Here is an 18,944-nt window from a genome sequence, read left to right as displayed (position 1 = left end):
AGCTTAACCTCTTTTACGTCGCCAGGCAGGTGCGCTCTGTGGCTTCGGAGGCGTCTCCTGAAGCTGCATCACGACACTTGCGAACTCTTTCATCACCCTACGATATACATCGCGCTTAAATGACACGACCTGACGAACCGGATACCAGTAGCTTACCCAGCGCCAGCCATCAAACTCTGGCGTGCTGCTGGTTTGCATATTGATATCTGAATCGTTGCCCACCAACTGCAAAAGAAACCACTTCTGTTTCTGGCCGATACAAACCGGCTTTGTGTCCCAACGCACCAAACGTTTCGGTAACTTGTAACGCAACCAGTTGCGGGTCGAAGCCAGAATACGAACATCTTTTCGGCTTAAACCAACCTCTTCAAACAGCTCCCGGTACATCGCTTGTTCTGGGGACTCTCCAGGATTGATCCCGCCTTGCGGGAACTGCCAGGAGTGCTGACCATATCGCCGGGCCCACATCACCTGGCCCTGACGATTACAAATTACTATTCCTACGTTTGGGCGGTAGCCATCGTCATCAATCACCGGACTACCCCAAACTAAATCTGATATATGAATGATTGTTTCACACTACAGGGAGGCGGTAAACCACTCTCTTACAGGCCTGCAACCTAATAACATTTGAATAACTCACAATTTAGTGAGGAGTTATAAACAGATGCGGGCGACAGAGACCATTTTTATTCACCTTTTCTGTGGATATAGTTGTGAAGAAGTGCGGAATTACCGATGAACAACCTTGTAACCCGGCGAAACGCCAATTTACCCTGCCAATAATAAATCATTTAAATTCATAATATTAGATTGGAATTAAGGGTGCCAGAGGCGATTAACGTGACGATCGTCACATCAAAGATCCTCCTGCTGATGAAAGATCGAACAGCGTCGGTTTTATCCACAGATTGTGCCAATAAGTTAGGCACAATTTGTGTGAAAATTCGATTTTCATCGCACGTCAAGGCTGTAAATTGAAACAGTAGTGGCAGTTATTCCCAGTTATCCCATTTTTCTGTGGATAACATGGTGTAAGATCCTGTTTATTGTCAGTGACCAGAATTGCACAACCTGTTTTTTAGCCGCGGCGCGACGGACTATAGTCTAAAAAAGATTAAATAAATCATCCACATGGAATAGGTGCACAGAAAAAGGTAAACTCTGTCCACAAGGGATAAAATATCAGCTCATTTTTTAATCAAAAGGTTGTTAGCATGCATTCTCTCGCCCCACTGCTCTCCCCTCCCGTCAGTGAAGCCCAGTTGCTCCAGCAGGCGCAACGTCTGGCAGGCTATTCACTGGGCGAGCTGGCCGTGATGGCGGGGTTGACGATACCCAACGATCTAAAGCGTGATAAGGGCTGGATCGGCGTGTTGCTGGAACGCTGGCTGGGCGCAAGCGCGGGCAGTAAACCCGAGCAAGATTTTGCGGCGCTGGGGGTGGAACTGAAGACGATCCCCATCGATAGCCAGGGGCGGCCGCTGGAAACCACCTTTGTCTGCGTTGCGCCGCTCACGGGTAACAGCGGAGTGACCTGGGAAACCAGCCACGTCAGGCATAAGCTGAAGCGGGTGTTGTGGGTACCCGTTGAGGGCGACAGGCAGATCCCGCTGGCAGAGCGTCGCGTTGGCGCCCCGCTGCTCTGGAGTCCGAATGATGAAGAGGAGAGACTGCTTTCCCAGGACTGGGAAGAGCTGATGGACATGATTGTGCTGGGACAGGTTGAGCGGATCACCGCCCGGCATGGCGAAGTGCTGCAACTTCGTCCTAAAGCCGCCAATAGCAAAGCGCTCACTGAAGCGGTAGGCGCACAGGGCGAACCGATCCTGACGCTGCCGCGCGGTTTCTATCTTAAAAAGAATTTCACCGGGGCACTGCTGGCACGCCACTTCCTGTTGAAAACATAGTTTTTTACTAATTTTGCGCTCCGGCTAACATAATCTCCTCCTTTTTAAGATTTCCCCCCTTTCACCTGTCGTAATATCAGGTTATTACTACACTATGATTTGATACGAGCCAGGTGAGGATGAGAACGATGAAAAAATGGGCAGTAATTATCTCAGCAGTCGGTTTAGCGTTTGCGGTATCGGGTTGTAGCAGCGACTATGTCATGTCAACGAAAGATGGTCGTATGATCCTGACCGATGGCAAACCCGAAGTCGACGACGATACCGGTCTGGTGAGTTACCGCGATCGCGAAGGCAATCAAATGCAGATTAATCGCGACGAAGTCTCCCAGATCATCGAGCGTTAAACAGATAAAGGTCAGTAGCTTGCTGGCCTTTTTGATTTTTTCCTTCCCCTTTTGCCTTCCCTCTGCCATGTTTATATTCCTTTGTCGGGAGGTTCCTGACGCAGTCTGTATGTCTAAAAAAGGAAACCGGCTATGCATTATCATCGTATCCCCCACAGCGCTCTGGAGATCAGCCAACTGGGGTTGGGCACCATGACATTTGGTGAACAAAACAGCGAAGCCGATGCCCATGCACAACTCGATTACGCCGTCAGCCAGGGCATTAACCTGATTGACGTGGCGGAGATGTACCCCGTTCCTCCCCGCCCGGAAACACAAGGTCTTACTGAAACGTATGTCGGCAACTGGCTGGCGAAACGCGGCAATCGCGAAAAGCTGGTCATCGCCTCCAAAGTCAGCGGACCTTCCCGTAATAACGATGCCGGGATCCGCCCTAATCAGATCCTCGATCGCAAGAATATCCGTGCCGCGCTGGATGCAAGCCTGAAGCGCCTGCAAACCGACTATCTCGATCTTTATCAGGTGCACTGGCCGCAGCGTCCGACGAACTGCTTCGGTAAGCTTGGCTACACCTGGAACGAAAGTGCTCCGGCCGTTACCCTGCTGGAAACGCTGGAAGCGCTCACGGAGTGCCAGCGGGCGGGTAAGATCCGCTACATCGGCGTTTCCAACGAGACGGCGTTTGGCGTGATGCGCTATCTGCATCTGGCCGATAAACACGATCTGCCGCGCATCGTGACCATTCAGAACCCGTACAGCCTGCTGAACCGCAGTTATGAAGTGGGTCTGGCGGAGGTGACGCAGTACGAAGAGGTGGAGCTGCTCGCCTACTCCTGTCTGGGCTTCGGTACCCTGACGGGCAAATACCTGAACGGCGCGAAACCGGCTGGCGCGCGTAACACGCTTTTCAGCCGCTTCACCCGCTATAGCGGCGAGCAGACGCAAAAAGCCGTTGCGGCCTACGTGGATATCGCGAAACGCCACGGACTCGATCCGGCGCAGATGGCGCTGGCCTTCGTGCGTCGTCAGCCGTTTGTGGCGAGTACCCTGCTCGGCGCAACGACGATGGATCAGTTGAAAACCAATATTGAGAGTTTCAATCTGAACCTGAGTGAAGAGGTATTAGCGGAGATAGAAGCGGTGCATCAGGTTTATACCTACCCGGCACCGTAATAAAAGCAAAACGGCAACGCACGTTGCCGTTTTTAGGGTTTTCACCCTCTCTCTGTGGGAGAGGGCCGGGGTGAGGGCATCAGGCAGCACAATTCAACGACGACGCTGCCAGACCCACAGCCCGCTAATCGCCAGCGCGAACAGCGCGCCGAATCCTACCCCGATTGCCACGACCGGCGCACCTGCTTTTACCGCCAGCGAGTAAATCCCCAGCATCAGTAACATCGCCATGTTTTCACCAAGGTTTTGCACCGCAATGGCGTTACCCGCCCCAACGGTCTGTTTGCCGCGCTCCTGTAACAGCGCGTTTAGCGGCACCACAAAGAAACCGCCTAACATGCCGATCAGCAACAGCAGGGCATAGGCAGGCAATAGGGCATGTTGCAGGGAGAAGAACAGAACGCCGACGCCAATCAGGATCCCCGCAGGCATGCAGCGCGCGACGGTTTCCAGCGTCACCAGTTTTGCCGCAGCCCCGGCCCCGACAACAATCCCGACGGCGACCATGGCATTCAGATAAGTCGGCGTGGCGTTGTCAGTAATGCCCAGCGCCACCGGCACCCACAGCACCAGCAGGAAACGCAGCGTAACGCCGGCCCCCCAGAACATGCTGGTGCCCATCAGCGAGAAGCGTGTTTCACCGTTACGCCACAGTACGCGGCAGGCGTTGAAGAAGCTGCCGGTCATGGGCCCGAAGCGCCAGGATTGCCCCGGACGCGCCACGGCCAGTTTGGGGATAAACAGGTTGGCGATCACCGCGCCACCGTACATCAGGGCGCAGATGCCAAGCGCGGCGAGCACATGCCAGTCTGCCAGTACGCCACCCGCCACCGAACCCAGCAGAATAGCCGCAATGGTGGAGGACTCCATCAGGCCGTTGGCCTTCACCAGCTTATCACCGGTGGTGAGCTCACCCAGAATACCGTACTTCGCCGGGGAGTAGGCTGCCGCACCAATGCCCACCAGTGTGTAGCCGACAAACGGGTTGATACCAAAGCAGATACTTGCCGCGCCCAGAAGCTTAAGGCTGTTGGCAAACATCATGACACGACCTTTCGGGAAGCTGTCCGCCACCTGGCCGACAAACGGCGCAAATACGATGTAAGCACCCACAAACACCATCTGTAGGATCGGCTGGCTCCAGTCGGGATAAAACTCAGCTTTCAGCAATGCCAGCGTGGCAAACAGCAACGCGTTATCGCCGAACGCGGAAAGAAACTGGGCGGCGATAACCGCCATCATGCCTTTCGACCAGATTGAAGTGTTAGTGTGCACTGACTCACGCATTTTGCTGTTCTGCCTCTTCAACCATGCCCTTCAGGGTCACGAAATCGGGTTTACCGCTGCCCAGCACCGGTAACTGTTTGAGGTAACGAATATCGCGGGGGACCGCCAGCTCGGGGATACCGTGTTCGCGTGCATACCTGAGCAGCGCGTCACGCTTCAGTTCACCGTCTGTCGTGAAGAGCACCAGCGCCTCGCCTTTACTGGCATCACTTTTCACCACGGTCGCATGCATTTTCTCTGCTGAGACTGCGGTCGCCAGCGTCTCGACCATTTCAAGAGAGACCATTTCCCCGGCGATTTTGGCGAAGCGTTTTGCGCGTCCCTGGATCTGCACGAAGCCCTGATCGTCGAAGCGCACGATATCGCCCGTGTCGTACCAGCCCGTTTCAACCTCGCCATTGACGTTCTCAGCCGTCGGCGCCTCAAGCACCCCCGGGTTTTCCACACGCAAATAGCCGTTCATGACGTTCGGCCCTTTCAGCTGAAGACGTCCGCCGTCTTCAATACCCGGCACCGCCAGCAGACGCGCGTCCAGCCCCGGCAGAATGCGGCCAACCGTTCCGGGTTTTGCCGCCATCGGAACGTTGATGGAGACCACCGGCGCGCACTCCGTCACGCCATAGCCTTCCAGAATGCGCAGGCCAAACTTGTCCTGCCAGATTTGGCGCGTGCTGTCCTGGAGTTTTTCTGCCCCCGCCACCACGTAGCGCACGCGGAAGAAATCATACGGGTTGGCGAAGCGCGCGTAGTTTCCGAGGAAGGTGGACGTCCCGAACAGCACCGTGCAGTTACGGTCATAAACCAGTTCCGGCACAATGCGGTAGTGCAGCGGGCTTGGGTAGAGGAACACCTCGGCACCGGTCAGCAGCGGCGTAAAGAGCCCCACGGTCAGACCAAATGAGTGGAACAGCGGCAGCGCCGACATAAAGCGATCGTTGGCGGTAAAGTCAGCAATGGTTTTAATCTGTTCGACGTTCGCCAGAATGCTTTTGTGACTGTGAACCACACCTTTCGGGTTGCCTTCAGAGCCGGAGGTAAAGAGGATAATGGCATCATCCTCCGGCTGCTGCTTAACCTGCGCCAGACGCGGCATCAGCAGGTGCGCGAAAATCCACAGCTTGTCGGCGGTCGTGACGTCTGCTTTCAGATCTTCCAGGAACACCCAGCGCACCTGCGTCAGCTGTTCCGGCAGGTGCCACAGCTTGCCTTTATCCAGGAACTGGCGGGAGGTAAAGACGGTGTTGATTTGCGCCGCGGTAATCGCGCTGGAGAGCCCTTTCACGCCCGCCGTGTAGTTCATCATCGCCGGAATGCGGCCCCGGGAGACGGCACCAAAGATCACCGCCGCGCTGATACCCGCGTTTGGCAGCATCAGGCCGATCTTTTCACCCTGTTTGCTGTATTTTTCCAGGATACGCCCGACAAACAGCGTTTTGGTCAACAGCTTACGGTAGGTATCCGGCGTAAAGTTGATGTCTTCGATGCAGTTTTTCTTCGCACCGTAGCGATACTGGGCTGACAGCAACGATTCATACAGCGTTTCGCGCGGGCGAACGGCCATGCGCGCTTCCATCATAATCTGGTGCAGCATTTCCCCGGCGATTTTACGGCGGTCGCGCGCACGCGGCGCCTCGGGCATCGGCAGTGACGTCGGCGGTAATATATGCAGCGTAATTTTCGGGAACAGACGCTGCTTCACCAGCCCTTTCAGACGGCTGAAAAAGGTCAGCTCAGCCCCGTCGATGCGTAGCGGCACGACGGTGGCCTGAGACTTCGCCGCGACAAAACCGGCCCCATCGTAAATTTTCATCAGGGAGCCCGTCACTGAAATCCGCCCTTCCGGGAAGATAACCACCGGACGCCCCTGCCCAATCAGACGCACCAGATGTTTAATCATCATCGGTTTGGTTGGATCGAGCGGGACAAAATCAATCAGCGGTTTGAGCCAGCGCATGTACCATTTTTCACTGATGGAGCTGTACACCGCGAAGACGGGCCGCACGGGCAAAAACAGCGCCAGCAATACGCCATCAAGAAAAGAGACGTGATTCGGTGTGATAAGAACACGCTCGCCATAGAGTGCCTGCGTATCGCCAGTCACGCGGATGCGAAACAGGACACGAAACAGTGTGCGGAAGAACCCAAAAAGCATTTCAACTCCCTTTGCCAGCCAGTGTGAAAGGTATAAATGGTGGCAGATTACACGAGAAGTAGTGAGGGAGCGATAGCAAAAACAGAGGCGAAAAAAAACCTGCGCATCCGCGCAGGTTGGTGCAAGAGAAGAGTACGAAAACGTACCAGGAATTCTCACCAATCAATACCTCTGGGATCTTGATTGTGGCCTCCGGCGACAGGCTTCGCCAGCGGGAAAACGCAAGGGAATGCGCCGAAGTGCAACCAGGTGTGAATATTCTCTTTTGCTGTTACAGGTTGAACTTACAGGCAAAAAAAAACCTGCGTAAAACGCAGGTTGGTGTAAATCGTGTTAATCAACCGAAGTTGATTCCACCTATCAATACCTCTGGGATCTCGACTCTAGCAATTCATAACGCATCGTTGCTAACGGACAATCGCAACAGCCTGAGGCAAAGTGTAACTAAAGGTTCAGATTACCATTATTCAGACATGACTGGCCGTGTAACGATTACACCGCGAGGGATGTTCTGCTTCACGTTTGCAGAGGACGCTCACCCGCTCCCCTTGAATGCGCGCCGCTTTTCCGCAACACTAGTTAGTGTGTAAACGCTTACCCCTATAAGAAGGTATTGAATGGCGACAATTAAGGATGTGGCTCGTCTGGCCGGTGTTTCCGTCGCGACCGTCTCCCGCGTAATCAACAACTCCCCTAAAGCGAGTGATGCATCGCGCCAGGCCGTGCAGGACGCCATGGAAAACCTGAATTATCACCCTAACGCCAACGCGCGCGCCCTTGCCCAGCAGTCGACAGAAACCATCGGGCTGGTGGTCGGGGATGTATCCGATCCGTTTTTCGGTGCGATGGTCAAAGCCGTAGAACAAGTCTCTTATCACACCGGAAATTTCCTGCTGATTGGTAATGGCTACCACAATGAACAGAAAGAGCGCCAGGCCATTGAGCAGCTGATCCGTCATCGCTGTGCGGCACTGGTGGTCCATGCCAAAATGATCCCCGACGCCGAGCTGATCCATCTGATGAAACAGATGCCGGGGATGGTGATTATCAACCGTATTATTCCCGGTTTTGAAACCCGCTGCGTGGCGCTCGACGACCGTTACGGCGCATGGCTCGCAACCCGTCACCTGATCCAGCAGGGCCATACCCGAATTGGTTATCTGTGTTCCAACCACCCAATTTCCGATGCGGAAGATCGCCTTCAGGGCTATTACGACGCGCTGCGCGAAGCCGGTCTGCCCTGCAACGATCGCCTTGTGGCGTACGGAGAACCGGATGAGAGCGGCGGCGAGCAGGCGATGACCGAGCTGCTGGGACGCGGGCGGAATTTCACCGCCGTGGCCAGCTATAACGACTCCATGGCCGCCGGCGCAATGGGCGTGCTGAATGATAACGGGATTGACGTCCCGGCAGAAATTTCGCTGATTGGCTTTGATGATGTGCTGGTGTCGCGCTACGTGCGCCCTCGCCTGACCACCGTGCGTTACCCGATTGTAACCATGGCAACGCAGGCGGCAGAACTGGCGTTAGCGCTGGCCGAGCATCGCCCGCCGCCGGAAATTACCCACCTGTTCAGCCCAACCTTAGTGCGCCGTCACTCGGTGGTATCGCCCGCGGAAGCTGTGAGCGAACAGCGATAGAGATGGACGGTTTTATCCGGGTATTCCAGCGCATCGCCGATGTAGTGCCAGCCGTAACGTTCGTAGAAGTCGCGGCAGGCAGACCAGAGATGAAGCTCGTGATACCCGGCGCGTCGCGCGTAGCCGATAACATGCTGCTGAAGTTTTCCCGCCAGCCCGTTTCCCCGGGCGGCTTCATCGACATACAGCGCAGCCAGCCAGGGGTGGAGATCCTGTCGGGAAATTAAATCGCAACGCCACAGCCCAACGGTGCCCAGCAGCTGGTCATCCTCAACGGCAATAAAGGTGAGCGGTAACTCGCCTGGCGTCAGGCTGTGCTCGACAATGCTCTGGAAAAAGGCACGCGGCATACCTTCACCAAACGCGTACCAGATCCAGTCGATCACCTGCTGTGTAAACTGCGGCGCAGCGTGAAGCGGCAGTATATTCACACCAGCTTCCCCTGGAAAAGAGGGACCGATTCGAAGAGATAGCCGTCGAAATCGGGTGCGTCTTCGTCTGACAGCTCAAGCAGGCTCTTTTTGACGTTTTCAAGATGCTGGAACATCGCCTGCCACGCCCCCATCACGTCGCGGCGGCGGAGCGCAGCGAGAATGGTTTGCCTGTCGCCGAGCCATTTCAGCCGCCATGCGCGGCTGGCGATGTGGCCGTTGAATTGCTGCCACAGTGGGCTGCTGTCCATGTGATGCCAGACGCTTTCAACGGTCGCCAGCAGCATCTGGTTTTGTGTGGCCCCCGCCAGTACAAGGTGGAACATTTTGTTGTTGTCCTGGCTGCGATCGTCTGCGGCAATCGCCCGTTGCTCCTGCTCGATGATGCGGCGCAGGTTGTCGATATCCGCCCGCGTCGCCATTTTTGCGGCAAAGGCGGCAATGTTGCTTTCAAGCAGCTGACGCGCCTGGAGAATTTCAAACGGCCCCACGTCACTGTTCAGAAAACGCTCTTCCTCGTTTTCATGCTCCTCCGGAATGCGCATCACGTACACGCCAGACCCCTGGCGAATATCCACCGTCCCCTGAAGCTCAAGCATCAGCAGCGCCTCGCGCACAATAGTGCGGCTCACGCCATACGTCTCGGCGATGTTGCGCTCCGGCGGCAGACGCGATCCCACGGGATAATGCCCCTGGATAATCTGCGCCCGTAAATCCTCGCCAATCTCCTGGTACTGTTTTTTTTCCGGCAGGATGACAGCCTTATCCACGTTTTCACCTGTGTTTTTCAGTTAATGCGCGGGCCGGACGTCCTCCCGGCCAGTTTGTGCGCTATTTTACCAGAAGGCTTACTTCCATTCATCGTCAACACTGAGCGTCAGCACACGCTCATCGCGCAGCTGGCGGAACCAGGACGCCGATTTCTTTGCCCGCCGTGCGCGATGGTTTTCAAGGTCGATCTCAATAAGCCCGTAGCGGTTTTTGAACGCGTTCATCGGCGAGACGTTGTCGGTGAAGGCCCACAGCATATAGCCGTGGCAGTTAGCCCCCGCCTCCCGCGCCAGCAGCGTGTAATAAAGATGTTCGCTGATAAACGCGATGCGGTACGCGTCATCGATAATGCCGTCGCGATTGCGAAACTGCGCTTCGTTCTCCACACCCATCCCGCTTTCCGCTACAAACCAGTCAATGTTGCGATAGTCGTTTTTAATCCGCATCGCCATGTCGTAAATAATGCGCGGGAAGATCTCCCAGCCGCGGGAGGTGTTCATCCTCCGCCCCGGCAGCTCGAACGGCTCGTAGTAATACGCCGGGTGGAACGGCGTCTCCGGGTGCCAGGCGCGGGATGGCGCTTTAACGCGATGCGGGTAATAGAGGTTAATTCCCAGCTCATCGACGGTGTTGTCGGCAATCAGCGCCAGCTCGTCAGCCGTGTAGTCCCACTGCACCTGATGCTGCGCCAGCAGGGTAAAGAGCGCCTGCGGATAGCGCCCGTGCACCAGTGGGTCGAGAAAGACGCGGTTGTAGAACAGATCGTACATCTCTGCCGCTCGCACGTCATGCGGTGCGCGCGAGCGTGGATAGGTCACTTCCGGGTTAAGAATACAACCCACTGAGCCGTCATACCCTTTCTCGCGAAACAGCTTCACCACTTTCGCCGTCGCCAGCACTTTATGGTGGTTCCACTGCATCCAGGTGCTGGTGTTCTGCTCATAGGGCCAGCGCAGTGCGTCAAGGTAGACGCGCGTCTGGACCACAATCGGCTCGTTGAAGGTAAACCAGCGGGTGACTTTGCCGTGAAAGCGCTCAAACACTTTTTCCGCATAGCGAACGAACAGCTCGACGACGTGCTTCGACGCCCAGCCGCCGTAGGTTTCCAGCAGCACGCCCGGCAATTCGTAGTGTTCCAGGCAGATCATCGGCTCAATGCCCTGACGGTGCATTTCATCGAACAGCGCGTCGTAATAGGCGGCGTACTCTTCATCTACGGTGGCGTTTTCATAGTCGGTCAAAAAGCGCGACCAGTTGATCGAGGTGCGATAGTGCGTCAGGCCCGCCTGCTTCATCAGCGCCACATCTTCACGGAAGCGATTAATAAAGTCGGTTGCCACCGCCGGGCCATAGCCGTTGTGCCAGACGTGACGATCGTTCTTGTACCAGAGATCGATCCACGAATCCTGCCCCGGCTTTTTGCCGCTCCAGCCCTCGGTCTGCCAGGCCGATGCCGCCGCGCCCAGCATAAAATCCTGCGGTATAGTTATCTGTTTTATGCTCATCCGGTCCTCATGCGTTATCGGTGGCTTGTTGCAGCGCGGCCTGCTCTGCGCGGCGTGAGGCAATTTTCACAAACGGCAGATAGATAATCACCGCGGTCACGATGCAGATAAACTGGGTGATCACCGCCCCCATGGAGCCCGCGGTTGACAGCCAGGCGTTGATCAGCGGCGGCGTGGTCCAGGGCACCATCACCACGGCTTTCCCGGCAAATCCGGTCACGGTGGCAAAGTAGCCAATCGAGCCCGTCACCAGCGGCGTGATGATGAACGGGATAGCCAGGATCGGGTTGAGCATGATTGGCATCCCGAAGATCACCGGCTCGTTGATATTAAAAATACCCGGGCCGATGGAGAGCTTAGCGATCTCCTTCATCTCTTTACGTTTGGTGGCAATCATGACGGCGATCAGCAGGCCGATGGTCAGGCCGGAGCCGCCGATGCTCATATAGACGTCCCAGAACGGCATGGTGATGATGTTTGGCACCTCTTTGCCCTGCTCGAACGCGCTCATGTTAACGGTGATTGCCCCCAGCAACAGCGGCTCGCGGATCGGCTTGATCATCTGGTTGCCGTGAATACCAATCACCCAGAACAGCTGGGCGACAAACATCAGCAGCAGGATCCCCGGCAGGCTTTGCACCACGCGCTCCAGCGGCTGTTGCACCACCTGGTAAACCGCGTCGTAGAGATACATGCCGGTAATCTGATGAAACACGAAGCCAAAGGTGGCGATGGCAGTGGTGGTGATAATGGCCGGGATCAGCGCAGAGAACGACGCGGCGACGTTCGGCGGCACCGTGTCCGGCATCCTGATTTTCAGCCCCTTGCGGTTTTCCAGCCAGCAGTAAATCTCCACTGACAGGATGGCGATAAACATGCCGAGGAACAGGCTGCGGGTATCGGAGAACTGGCGCAGCAGCACGTCTTTCACCACGTGCATCTCGCCGTCCACCAGCATTTCCACCGTGGTTGGCGTCACGCAGATAAAGCAGATCACCGCCAGCAGGCCGGGGAACAGGGACTTAATGCCGTTAATACGCCCCAGCTCAATGCCGATTAAAAACACCGCACCGATGTTGAGAAAGTTAAGCGTGGCATAGTTGAGCGCGCTGGTGATCGGCTTTAACGCCGCCAGAAACGACAGCGACTGAAAGCTCGCCAGGCCGTTTTTCGGATCCAGCACCATATTGGAGATCAGTACCGAGAACGCCCCCACAATGATGACCGGCATTAAGGTAATAAACGCAGACTTGATCGCCTGGATATAGCGATAGCTGTTGAAGGTGGTGGCAAAACTGCCCAGAGCGTCGATCAGTTTTTCCTGAAATGCCATAGGGTAATACCTCAGTAAAAGGGCTTTTATTGAATAAGATGGACAGCCGGATACTATTGGTATGCCAAAAATAGCGTCCACAGGCGCTTTGTTCTGTGATTAAGCTCTCAATGAGGTAAGAGGTATTCCAGATTGCGATTTATCACCATTTTGGCATGCCAATGACAGGCATTTATCCCGCGGGCGAGGATCGTTACCGAAAAGCGTGATCGTTATGGGGTTTTGCCCTTCCCACGTCGCTTATGCGCCGGATGGTCTGTGTTAAACTGCAAACCATTACGTGGAAACAGGAATTTCGAATGGCAACAATGCTGGATGTCTCACTGCGTGCGGGCGTGTCGAAGGCCACCGTTTCGCGCGTGCTGAACGGCACAGGTCAGGTTAAAGAGAGCACGCGTCAGCAGGTATTTCGCGCGATGGAGGAGTTGGGCTATCGTCCGAACTTTCTCGCGCGTTCGCTGGCTAACCAGACCAGCAACAGCATTGGTCTTGTCGTCTCGACGTTCGACGGTTTTTACTTTGGTCGTTTGCTACAGCAGGCGTCACGGCAGACCGAAAAGCACGGAAAACAGCTGATTGTTACCGACGGTCACGACGCCCCTGAACAGGAAGAACAGGCGGTGCAGATGCTCGCCGACCGCAAGTGCGACGCCATCGTGCTGTACACGCGATACATGAGCGAAAAGACGATCCTGAAGCTGATCAACAGCGTGCAGACGCCGCTGGTGATCATTAACCGTGAAGTGAGCCAGGCGGCGGATCGCTGCGTCTTCTTTGAACAGCAGGACGCGGCCTTCAAAGCGGTGGATTACCTGATAAGCCAGGGTCATCGGGAGATCGCCTGTATCACCGTCCCGATCCACACCCCAACGGGTAAAGCGCGGCTGATGGGCTACCGTAAGGCGCTGGAGAAGCACGGTATTCGTCTCGACGAGCGGCGGATTAAATACGGCGATGCAGGCATGACGCGGGGTTACGAGCTGTGCAAGGAGCTGATTGCGGAAAAGACATCGTTCAGCGCCCTGTTTGCCTGTAATGATGATATGGCCCTGGGCGCCTCCAAAGCATTACACCAGGCCGGGCTGAAGATCCCGCAGGATATTTCGCTGTTTGGTTTTGACGATGCCCCCAGCGCAAAGTGGCTGGAGCCTGCCCTGTCGTCGGTATATTTGCCGATCGACAACATGATCGTCACGGCAATCGACCAGGCGATCCGGCTGGCAAAAAACCAGCCGGTTGAAGCGATCCCGCCGTTCACCGGCACGCTGGTTTTACGCGATTCGGTGACAACAGGGCCGTGGTTTTATCAGACCAGCTCTAACGCCAGCAGCTCCTGAATGGTCTGGCGACGGCGAATCAGCCGCGCCACGCCGTTATCAAACAGCACTTCCGGCAGCAGCGGGCGGCTATTGTAGTTGGAAGACATAGACGCCCCGTACGCACCGGTATCATGCAGCACCAGATAATCTCCCGGTTTTACCTCTGGCAGCGAACGGGTTTCGACTTTCCCGCCTTCCTGCTGAGTAAAGACGTCACCGGATTCACACAGCGGGCCGGCAACAACGGTCTCGATGCGCGGCGCGTTGACCAGATCGCGGCCATCGGCGGCAAGCGCGGTAATGTGATGATAGCTGCCGTACATGGACGGGCGCATCAGGTCGTTGAAGCCAGCATCAATCAGCACAAAGTGACGGCTTCCCATCTCCTTCACGCTCCGCACCTGCGCCACCAGCACGCCAGCTTCGGCGACCAGGAAACGACCCGGCTCAATCTCCAGCTTCACCGCATGGCCCAGATGGGCAGCGATCCTGTCACGCGCGGCGCTCCACAGGCCGTAATAGTGATCCGTGTCGATCGCCTCTTCTCCTTCGCGGTAAGGGATCGAAAGCCCTCCCCCGGCGGAGATCGCCTCCAGATCCTGACCAAAATCGATAACCTGACGCACCATTGCGCCACAGACCTGCTCAAGATGGCCATAATCCACGCCGGACCCGATATGCATGTGAATGCCCACCAGCTTGAGGTTGTAGCGTTGTAAAACCTCCAGCGCCGCAGGCATATCGGCATACCAGATCCCGTGTTTACTGTTTTCGCCCCCGGTGTTGGTTTTCTGACTGTGGCCGTGACCAAAGCCCGGGTTGACGCGCAGCCAGACGCGATGGCCAGGAGAGACCTGCCCAAGCTGTTCCAGCATATCCACCGAACCAGCATTGACCGGGATTTGCAGCTCGTGCACGCGCGCCAGCGTGGCGTCGTCTATCAGGTCAGCGGTGAAGACGATCGCGTCGCTGTCGGCTTTCGGATCAAACCCGGCCGCCAGCGCACGTTCGATCTCACCCAGCGATACGGAGTCAACCTTCACGCCCTGCTCGCGCATCAGGCGCAGAATATGAATATTGGAGCAGGCCTTCTGCGCAAAACGCACCACGTCAAACTGATGCAGCGCGGCGATCTTCTCGCGGACAATCTGCGCATCGTAAACCCACACCGGACAGCCGAATTCGGCAGGCAGGCGCAGCAGGTTATCGGCGTTTAAATCGGTTTCGGTCTGGTTGAGCGGGCGTGGCATGGTCGTCTCCGGAAATCTGTTTTTTATCATTACGCCATAGCCTGAAGAGAATAAAAAATATCGTTTTATCGTGAGTCTATGCAAAAATGATATGGAACACGCTCAGCCATCAGGTGCCCTATGCCCGCCGTTAACCTACGCCATATCGAGATTTTTCATGCGGTGATGACCACCGGCAATCTCACTGAAGCCGCGCACATGCTGCACACCTCGCAGCCGACGGTCAGCCGCGAGCTGGCGCGTTTTGAGAAAGTGCTGGGGCTGAAGCTGTTTGAACGCACCCGCGGCAGGCTGCATCCAACGGTGCAGGGTTTACGTCTGTTTGAGGAGGTTCAGCGCTCCTGGTACGGGCTGGACAGGATCGTGAGCGCGGCAGAGAGCCTGAGGGAGTTCCGCCAGGGCGAACTGTCCATCGTCTGCCTGCCGGTCTTTTCCCAGTCATTCCTGCCGGTACTGTTACAGCCGTTTCTGGCCCGCTATCCGGAGGTCAGCCTGACCATCGTGCCGCAGGAGTCGCCGCTGCTGGAGGAGTGGCTTTCGGCCCAGCGCCACGATCTGGGTCTGACTGAAACCCTCGTCACGCCAGCGGGAACGGAACGCACGGAGCTGCTGTCGCTGGATGAGGTCTGCGTGCTGCCTGCCAGCCACCCGCTTGCCCACAAAACCGTGCTGACACCGGCGGATTTTCACGGTGAGAACTATATCAGCCTGTCGCAGACCGACAGCTACCGGCAGCTTCTGGATGGCCTGTTTGCCGAACATCAGGTGAAGCGGCGGATGGTGATGGAAACGCACAGTGCGGCGTCAATTTGCGCGATGGTGCGCGCGGGCGTGGGTATTTCGGTGGTGAACCCGCTCACGGCCATGGACTACGCCAGCAGCGGCGTGGTTCTGCGCCGTTTTAGCGTTTCCGTTCCCTTTACCGTGAGCCTGATCCGCCCGCTGCACCGGCCCGCCTCAGCGCTGGTTGATGCCTTTAGTGAACATCTGATTGCGCACGCGCGTCAGGTGGCGCTTCGCTTACCTGACCTGCAAAAACCTTTATGACAGCATAAACTCCACCGCATCCGCGGCATGGATGGCGGCGGTATCGAAGACCGGTATCGGGCTTCGGTCTGCCGGCACCAGCAGACCGATTTCGGTACAGCCGAAGATGACCCCTTCCGCTCCCTGCTGCGCCAGTTTCTCTATCACGCTGACGTACCAGGCGCGCGAAGCTTCGCTGAAGGTGCCCAGACACAGCTCATCAAAAATAATCTGGTTAATGCGCGCCCGGTCAGCCTCCTCCGGGATCAGGCTTTCAATCCCGAACTGGCTGCTCAGCCGCCCGCGGTAAAAATCCTGTTCCATGGTGTAGCGCGTCCCCAGCAGCGCCACGCGCGTCATGCCGGCGGTACGTATGGCACGCCCGGTGGCATCCGCGATATGTAAGAACGGCAGCGAACAGCGGTCTTCAATGTGCGACGCCACCTTATGCATGGTGTTGGTACACAGCAGAATACCCTGCGCGCCCGCACGCTCCAGCCCGAGCGCGGCGTCCGCCAGTATCTGCCCCGCTTTGTCCCACTCCCCGCTCGACTGGCAGGCTTCTATTTCATGGAAATCCACGCTGTGCAGCAGCAGGCTGGCTGAATGCAGACCGCCCAGACGCTGTTTAACGCCTTCATTAATCAGGCGGTAGTACGGGATCGTTGATTCCCAGCTCATGCCCCCTAACAGACCGATCGTTTTCATCTTTCCTCCTGTGCGTTTCACCCAGTGAAGCAAACTTGTGATCGCCTTTCCAGTTATTTGGCTAAACGTTTCCTTTTCTCGGCGGGTGAGATAAGTTAATTGAAACAATGTTTCATTACATAACAGGGCGAAAATATGTTTATTTTCCATAAAGAGACCACGCTTGAGGATCTGGGCAACGGCGTGACGCGTCGTATTCTGGCGCACGACGGCAGGATGATGGCGGTGGAAGTGAATTTCGAGGAAGGCGCGATTGGCCCGATGCATAACCACCCGCATGAGCAACTCACCTACGTTCTCTCGGGGGAATTTGAGTTCACCATTGGCGAGGAGAAGCATGTGGTGACCGCGGGCGACACCCTCTATAAAGCGCCGCACGTGATGCACGGCTGCGTTTGCCTGAAACCCGGCACCCTGCTGGATACCTTTACGCCGGTACGCGAAGATTTCCTGAAATAAAAAAAGGCGCTCAGTTGAGCGCCTTTTTTGATGTTATTCCGTTACCGGCTCAGGAAGTTGTTCCGGCAGCGGGTTGCGGGTGCTCATAGCCTCGCGCAGCAGCACGCTGCCACAGGCGAACAGTCCACCCAGAATACACGCCAGCAGCACGATGAGGGCTTTGCCCGGGCCATCTTTTTTCACCGGCATAGAAGGTGAAAGCTGGTATTTGAACGGCTCCAGGCTCACATCTTCGAAGGAGAGTTTTTGCAGCTGTGCCAGATAGTATTCGCGGTTCTGGAAATCGGCGTTCAGCTCAGAAACGTCCTTGAGATTTTTTTCAATCTGCAGTTTCTGCGCAATCCCGTCCGCACCGAGGGCGACGGAATAATCCGGATCGTCTTTCACCGCCTGTCCATTGCTGTAAACCGGCTTTTTGATCCCAGCCGCGTTCGCCACTTCCAGCGAGTAGTTCAGGCGTTGCAGGTTGGTATTGTGGATATTGGTCAGACGGACCCGATCCAACTCCAGCTGCTGCTGTACCGTTTTGGTTCTCAGGATCAGCTGATCGCGAATGTTTTGCATGGTCTCCTGCTCGACGATGCGGGAGATGTACTGAATGTAACCATTCAACACTTTCTGCGCATCCTCTGCCGTTGGGGCTGTGAAGCTTAACGTCCAGGAGAGGTATGGTGCTTTATCGGCATTTTTTTCCTGCGTGTTATCAACAGCCTTCATCTTTTCGGCAATATTGACCACCGCGCGGTGCAGCTCCAGCGGGTCAACCTCAGCGCCATCGAGCTGAGCCATCACGTAAGGTGAGCTCTTCATGTACTCTTCAAGCAGAGACTGGGACTGAAACTTTTTGATAAACAGATTAAACACATCCGCACGGGTAATTTTCACGTCGACATCAAGCACCTGGAGCGCCACCATCATCTGGCGCAGCGAACTCCACTGCGTCTGTTCCGCGGGCGTAATGACCGCTTTACTGGTCCATTTTTGCGGTATCAGAAAGGCGATTGCCAGGCCGACCAGTGCAAATGCAAAGACAATGGTGATGATGCGTTTTTTTGCTGCCAGCAGGACGTCCAGCAGACCCAGAAGATCTATTTCTTTAGCGCTGACCGCCGGGGGAGCATAGTGAGGAAAATTGAGATCCGTATGTTTTTTGAAATCCATCGCTGACATAACTGTTCTTCTTTTAAGGATGCAGTGAAATTCTGCCTGACTGGTTCCGGTGTAACAAATCATACAAGAATGTAAGAATTATCTGAATGACGAATTGGTACATCTGTAGACCTGCTATCAGATCTGGTAGTTAGCCACGCTGCGTGACTATTGTTATTCCTGCTCCCCTTTTGCTTCATTATCTCTTCCTCATGGGCCGCGGCGAATGTCCGTGGAAAGTCAAAAATGCCACCTCCCTCACTATATTGAAACAGCGTTTCGACGCTGATCACATTTCCACCATTAACCGAATGACGCAGAAATAAATCGCAATAATATAAAATAAAACGATGTTTTAGTATCCAAGAACACCGGTTCAGCTCTTTTGAAACCCGAAGCGCTTACACCACGACGAAAGACAAAAAAGCGTTAAAAAACAAACGTAGGTTTTGCCGTTGCCAGACGTTGCACCCTGAATTTCAGC

At 55.7% G+C, this 18,944-nt stretch carries 17 protein-coding genes; 7 read left to right on the top strand and 10 right to left on the bottom strand.

Annotation, left to right across the window (positions count from 1 at the left end; translation table 11 throughout):
- Positions 1 to 3 precede the first annotated feature (3 nt).
- Positions 4 to 534, bottom strand: coding sequence for an RNA pyrophosphohydrolase (rppH, locus tag ACOTX4_RS02140; RefSeq protein WP_003862791.1), 531 nt, complete (start codon positions 532 to 534; stop codon positions 4 to 6).
- 683 nt (positions 535 to 1,217) lie between these two features.
- On the opposite strand from rppH, the gene mutH reads away from it, so the two are divergent.
- From mutH to ACOTX4_RS02125, 3 genes are all read left to right on the top strand, one after another.
- Positions 1,218 to 1,910: a DNA mismatch repair endonuclease MutH gene (gene mutH / locus ACOTX4_RS02135; protein ID WP_003862792.1), complete on the top strand. Its 693-nt coding sequence runs from the start codon at positions 1,218 to 1,220 to the stop codon at positions 1,908 to 1,910.
- 128 nt (positions 1,911 to 2,038) lie between these two features.
- Positions 2,039 to 2,257, top strand: a complete 219-nt coding sequence (locus tag ACOTX4_RS02130; protein ID WP_003862794.1) for a YgdI/YgdR family lipoprotein — start codon at positions 2,039 to 2,041, stop codon at positions 2,255 to 2,257.
- A 132-nt stretch (positions 2,258 to 2,389) separates the two neighbouring features.
- On the top strand, positions 2,390 to 3,430 hold the full coding sequence (locus ACOTX4_RS02125) for an NADP(H)-dependent aldo-keto reductase (RefSeq protein WP_003862795.1): 1,041 nt from the start codon (positions 2,390 to 2,392) through the stop codon (positions 3,428 to 3,430).
- A gap of 93 nt (positions 3,431 to 3,523) precedes the next feature.
- On the opposite strand, the gene lplT is transcribed toward ACOTX4_RS02125, so the two are convergent.
- Together lplT and aas are read right to left on the bottom strand one after the other, a co-directional pair.
- Positions 3,524 to 4,717, bottom strand: coding sequence for a lysophospholipid transporter LplT (lplT, locus tag ACOTX4_RS02120; protein WP_003862801.1), 1,194 nt, complete (start codon positions 4,715 to 4,717; stop codon positions 3,524 to 3,526).
- Positions 4,710 to 6,869 carry a bifunctional acyl-ACP--phospholipid O-acyltransferase/long-chain-fatty-acid--ACP ligase gene (gene aas, locus ACOTX4_RS02115; RefSeq protein WP_023314771.1) on the bottom strand — a complete coding sequence of 720 codons (2,160 nt, stop codon included), beginning with the start codon at positions 6,867 to 6,869 and terminating at the stop codon, positions 4,710 to 4,712. Before aas ends, lplT begins: the two co-directional genes overlap by 8 nt.
- Before the next feature lie 617 nt (positions 6,870 to 7,486).
- On the opposite strand from aas, the gene galR reads away from it, so the two are divergent.
- Positions 7,487 to 8,509 carry an HTH-type transcriptional regulator GalR gene (galR, locus tag ACOTX4_RS02110; protein ID WP_003862806.1) on the top strand — a complete coding sequence of 341 codons (1,023 nt, stop codon included), beginning with the start codon at positions 7,487 to 7,489 and terminating at the stop codon, positions 8,507 to 8,509.
- On the opposite strand, the gene ACOTX4_RS02105 is transcribed toward galR, so the two are convergent.
- From ACOTX4_RS02105 to ACOTX4_RS02090, 4 genes are all read right to left on the bottom strand, one after another.
- A complete protein-coding gene (locus ACOTX4_RS02105; RefSeq protein ID WP_003862808.1) occupies positions 8,464 to 8,940 on the bottom strand; it encodes a GNAT family N-acetyltransferase in 477 nt (158 codons plus the stop codon). The two genes, galR and ACOTX4_RS02105, sit on opposite strands and share 46 nt — an antisense overlap.
- On the bottom strand, positions 8,937 to 9,710 hold the full coding sequence (locus tag ACOTX4_RS02100) for a GntR family transcriptional regulator (protein ID WP_003862809.1): 774 nt from the start codon (positions 9,708 to 9,710) through the stop codon (positions 8,937 to 8,939). The genes ACOTX4_RS02105 and ACOTX4_RS02100 overlap by 4 nt, the downstream gene beginning before the upstream one ends.
- Before the next feature lie 78 nt (positions 9,711 to 9,788).
- Positions 9,789 to 11,216 carry a glycoside hydrolase family 1 protein gene (locus ACOTX4_RS02095; RefSeq protein ID WP_045895001.1) on the bottom strand — a complete coding sequence of 476 codons (1,428 nt, stop codon included), beginning with the start codon at positions 11,214 to 11,216 and terminating at the stop codon, positions 9,789 to 9,791.
- A 7-nt stretch (positions 11,217 to 11,223) separates the two neighbouring features.
- Positions 11,224 to 12,549, bottom strand: a complete 1,326-nt coding sequence (locus ACOTX4_RS02090) for a PTS sugar transporter subunit IIC (RefSeq protein ID WP_003862812.1) — start codon at positions 12,547 to 12,549, stop codon at positions 11,224 to 11,226.
- A 299-nt stretch (positions 12,550 to 12,848) separates the two neighbouring features.
- Here ACOTX4_RS02090 and ACOTX4_RS02085 point away from each other — a divergent pair, with 299 nt between their 5' ends.
- Entirely contained in the window at positions 12,849 to 13,886 is a 1,038-nt protein-coding gene (locus tag ACOTX4_RS02085) for a LacI family DNA-binding transcriptional regulator (protein WP_023314776.1), read from the top strand.
- On the opposite strand, the gene lysA is transcribed toward ACOTX4_RS02085, so the two are convergent.
- The gene (lysA, locus tag ACOTX4_RS02080; RefSeq protein ID WP_003862815.1) at positions 13,856 to 15,118 is read right to left on the bottom strand and encodes a diaminopimelate decarboxylase; all 1,263 of its coding nucleotides are present in this window, start codon (positions 15,116 to 15,118) and stop codon (positions 13,856 to 13,858) included. The two genes, ACOTX4_RS02085 and lysA, sit on opposite strands and share 31 nt — an antisense overlap.
- A gap of 120 nt (positions 15,119 to 15,238) precedes the next feature.
- Between lysA and ACOTX4_RS02075 the strand changes: the two genes are divergently transcribed.
- Entirely contained in the window at positions 15,239 to 16,165 is a 927-nt protein-coding gene (locus ACOTX4_RS02075; protein ID WP_023295367.1) for a LysR family transcriptional regulator, read from the top strand.
- On the opposite strand, the gene ACOTX4_RS02070 is transcribed toward ACOTX4_RS02075, so the two are convergent.
- Entirely contained in the window at positions 16,160 to 16,852 is a 693-nt protein-coding gene (locus ACOTX4_RS02070) for an aspartate/glutamate racemase (RefSeq protein WP_023314778.1), read from the bottom strand. The two genes, ACOTX4_RS02075 and ACOTX4_RS02070, sit on opposite strands and share 6 nt — an antisense overlap.
- A gap of 135 nt (positions 16,853 to 16,987) precedes the next feature.
- On the opposite strand from ACOTX4_RS02070, the gene ACOTX4_RS02065 reads away from it, so the two are divergent.
- Entirely contained in the window at positions 16,988 to 17,311 is a 324-nt protein-coding gene (locus tag ACOTX4_RS02065; RefSeq protein ID WP_003862821.1) for a cupin domain-containing protein, read from the top strand.
- Positions 17,312 to 17,344: 33 nt separating this feature from the next.
- Here the strand turns inward: ACOTX4_RS02065 and wzz(fepE) are convergent, their stop codons facing one another.
- Positions 17,345 to 18,481 (bottom strand): LPS O-antigen length regulator Wzz(fepE), encoded by a 1,137-nt coding sequence (gene wzz(fepE), locus ACOTX4_RS02060; protein WP_023314779.1) that lies wholly within the window; start codon positions 18,479 to 18,481, stop codon positions 17,345 to 17,347.
- Positions 18,482 to 18,944 lie beyond the last annotated feature (463 nt).

It is taken from the genome of Enterobacter cloacae complex sp. IR5459, from assembly GCF_049238005.1.
GTDB classification, from domain to species: Bacteria; Pseudomonadota; Gammaproteobacteria; order Enterobacterales; family Enterobacteriaceae; genus Enterobacter; species Enterobacter hormaechei_C.
Note: the sequence above shows the minus strand (reverse complement) of the source record. Positions and strands in the feature narration are given on the sequence as shown.

What these genes read in the sequence shown, in the direction of transcription:
- mutH (WP_003862792.1), top strand. Translation starts at nt 1,218, where the DNA reads ATGCATTCTCTCGCCCCACTGCTCTCCCCTCCCGTCAGTGAAGCCCAG.
- ACOTX4_RS02130 (WP_003862794.1), top strand. Translation starts at nt 2,039, where the DNA reads ATGAAAAAATGGGCAGTAATTATCTCAGCAGTCGGTTTAGCGTTTGCG.
- ACOTX4_RS02125 (WP_003862795.1), top strand. Translation starts at nt 2,390, where the DNA reads ATGCATTATCATCGTATCCCCCACAGCGCTCTGGAGATCAGCCAACTG.
- lplT (WP_003862801.1), bottom strand. Translation starts at nt 4,717, where the DNA reads ATGCGTGAGTCAGTGCACACTAACACTTCAATCTGGTCGAAAGGCATG.
- aas (WP_023314771.1), bottom strand. Translation starts at nt 6,869, where the DNA reads ATGCTTTTTGGGTTCTTCCGCACACTGTTTCGTGTCCTGTTTCGCATC.
- galR (WP_003862806.1), top strand. Translation starts at nt 7,487, where the DNA reads ATGGCGACAATTAAGGATGTGGCTCGTCTGGCCGGTGTTTCCGTCGCG.
- ACOTX4_RS02095 (WP_045895001.1), bottom strand. Translation starts at nt 11,216, where the DNA reads ATGAGCATAAAACAGATAACTATACCGCAGGATTTTATGCTGGGCGCG.
- ACOTX4_RS02090 (WP_003862812.1), bottom strand. Translation starts at nt 12,549, where the DNA reads ATGGCATTTCAGGAAAAACTGATCGACGCTCTGGGCAGTTTTGCCACC.
- ACOTX4_RS02085 (WP_023314776.1), top strand. Translation starts at nt 12,849, where the DNA reads ATGGCAACAATGCTGGATGTCTCACTGCGTGCGGGCGTGTCGAAGGCC.
- lysA (WP_003862815.1), bottom strand. Translation starts at nt 15,118, where the DNA reads ATGCCACGCCCGCTCAACCAGACCGAAACCGATTTAAACGCCGATAAC.
- ACOTX4_RS02075 (WP_023295367.1), top strand. Translation starts at nt 15,239, where the DNA reads ATGCCCGCCGTTAACCTACGCCATATCGAGATTTTTCATGCGGTGATG.
- ACOTX4_RS02070 (WP_023314778.1), bottom strand. Translation starts at nt 16,852, where the DNA reads ATGAAAACGATCGGTCTGTTAGGGGGCATGAGCTGGGAATCAACGATC.
- ACOTX4_RS02065 (WP_003862821.1), top strand. Translation starts at nt 16,988, where the DNA reads ATGTTTATTTTCCATAAAGAGACCACGCTTGAGGATCTGGGCAACGGC.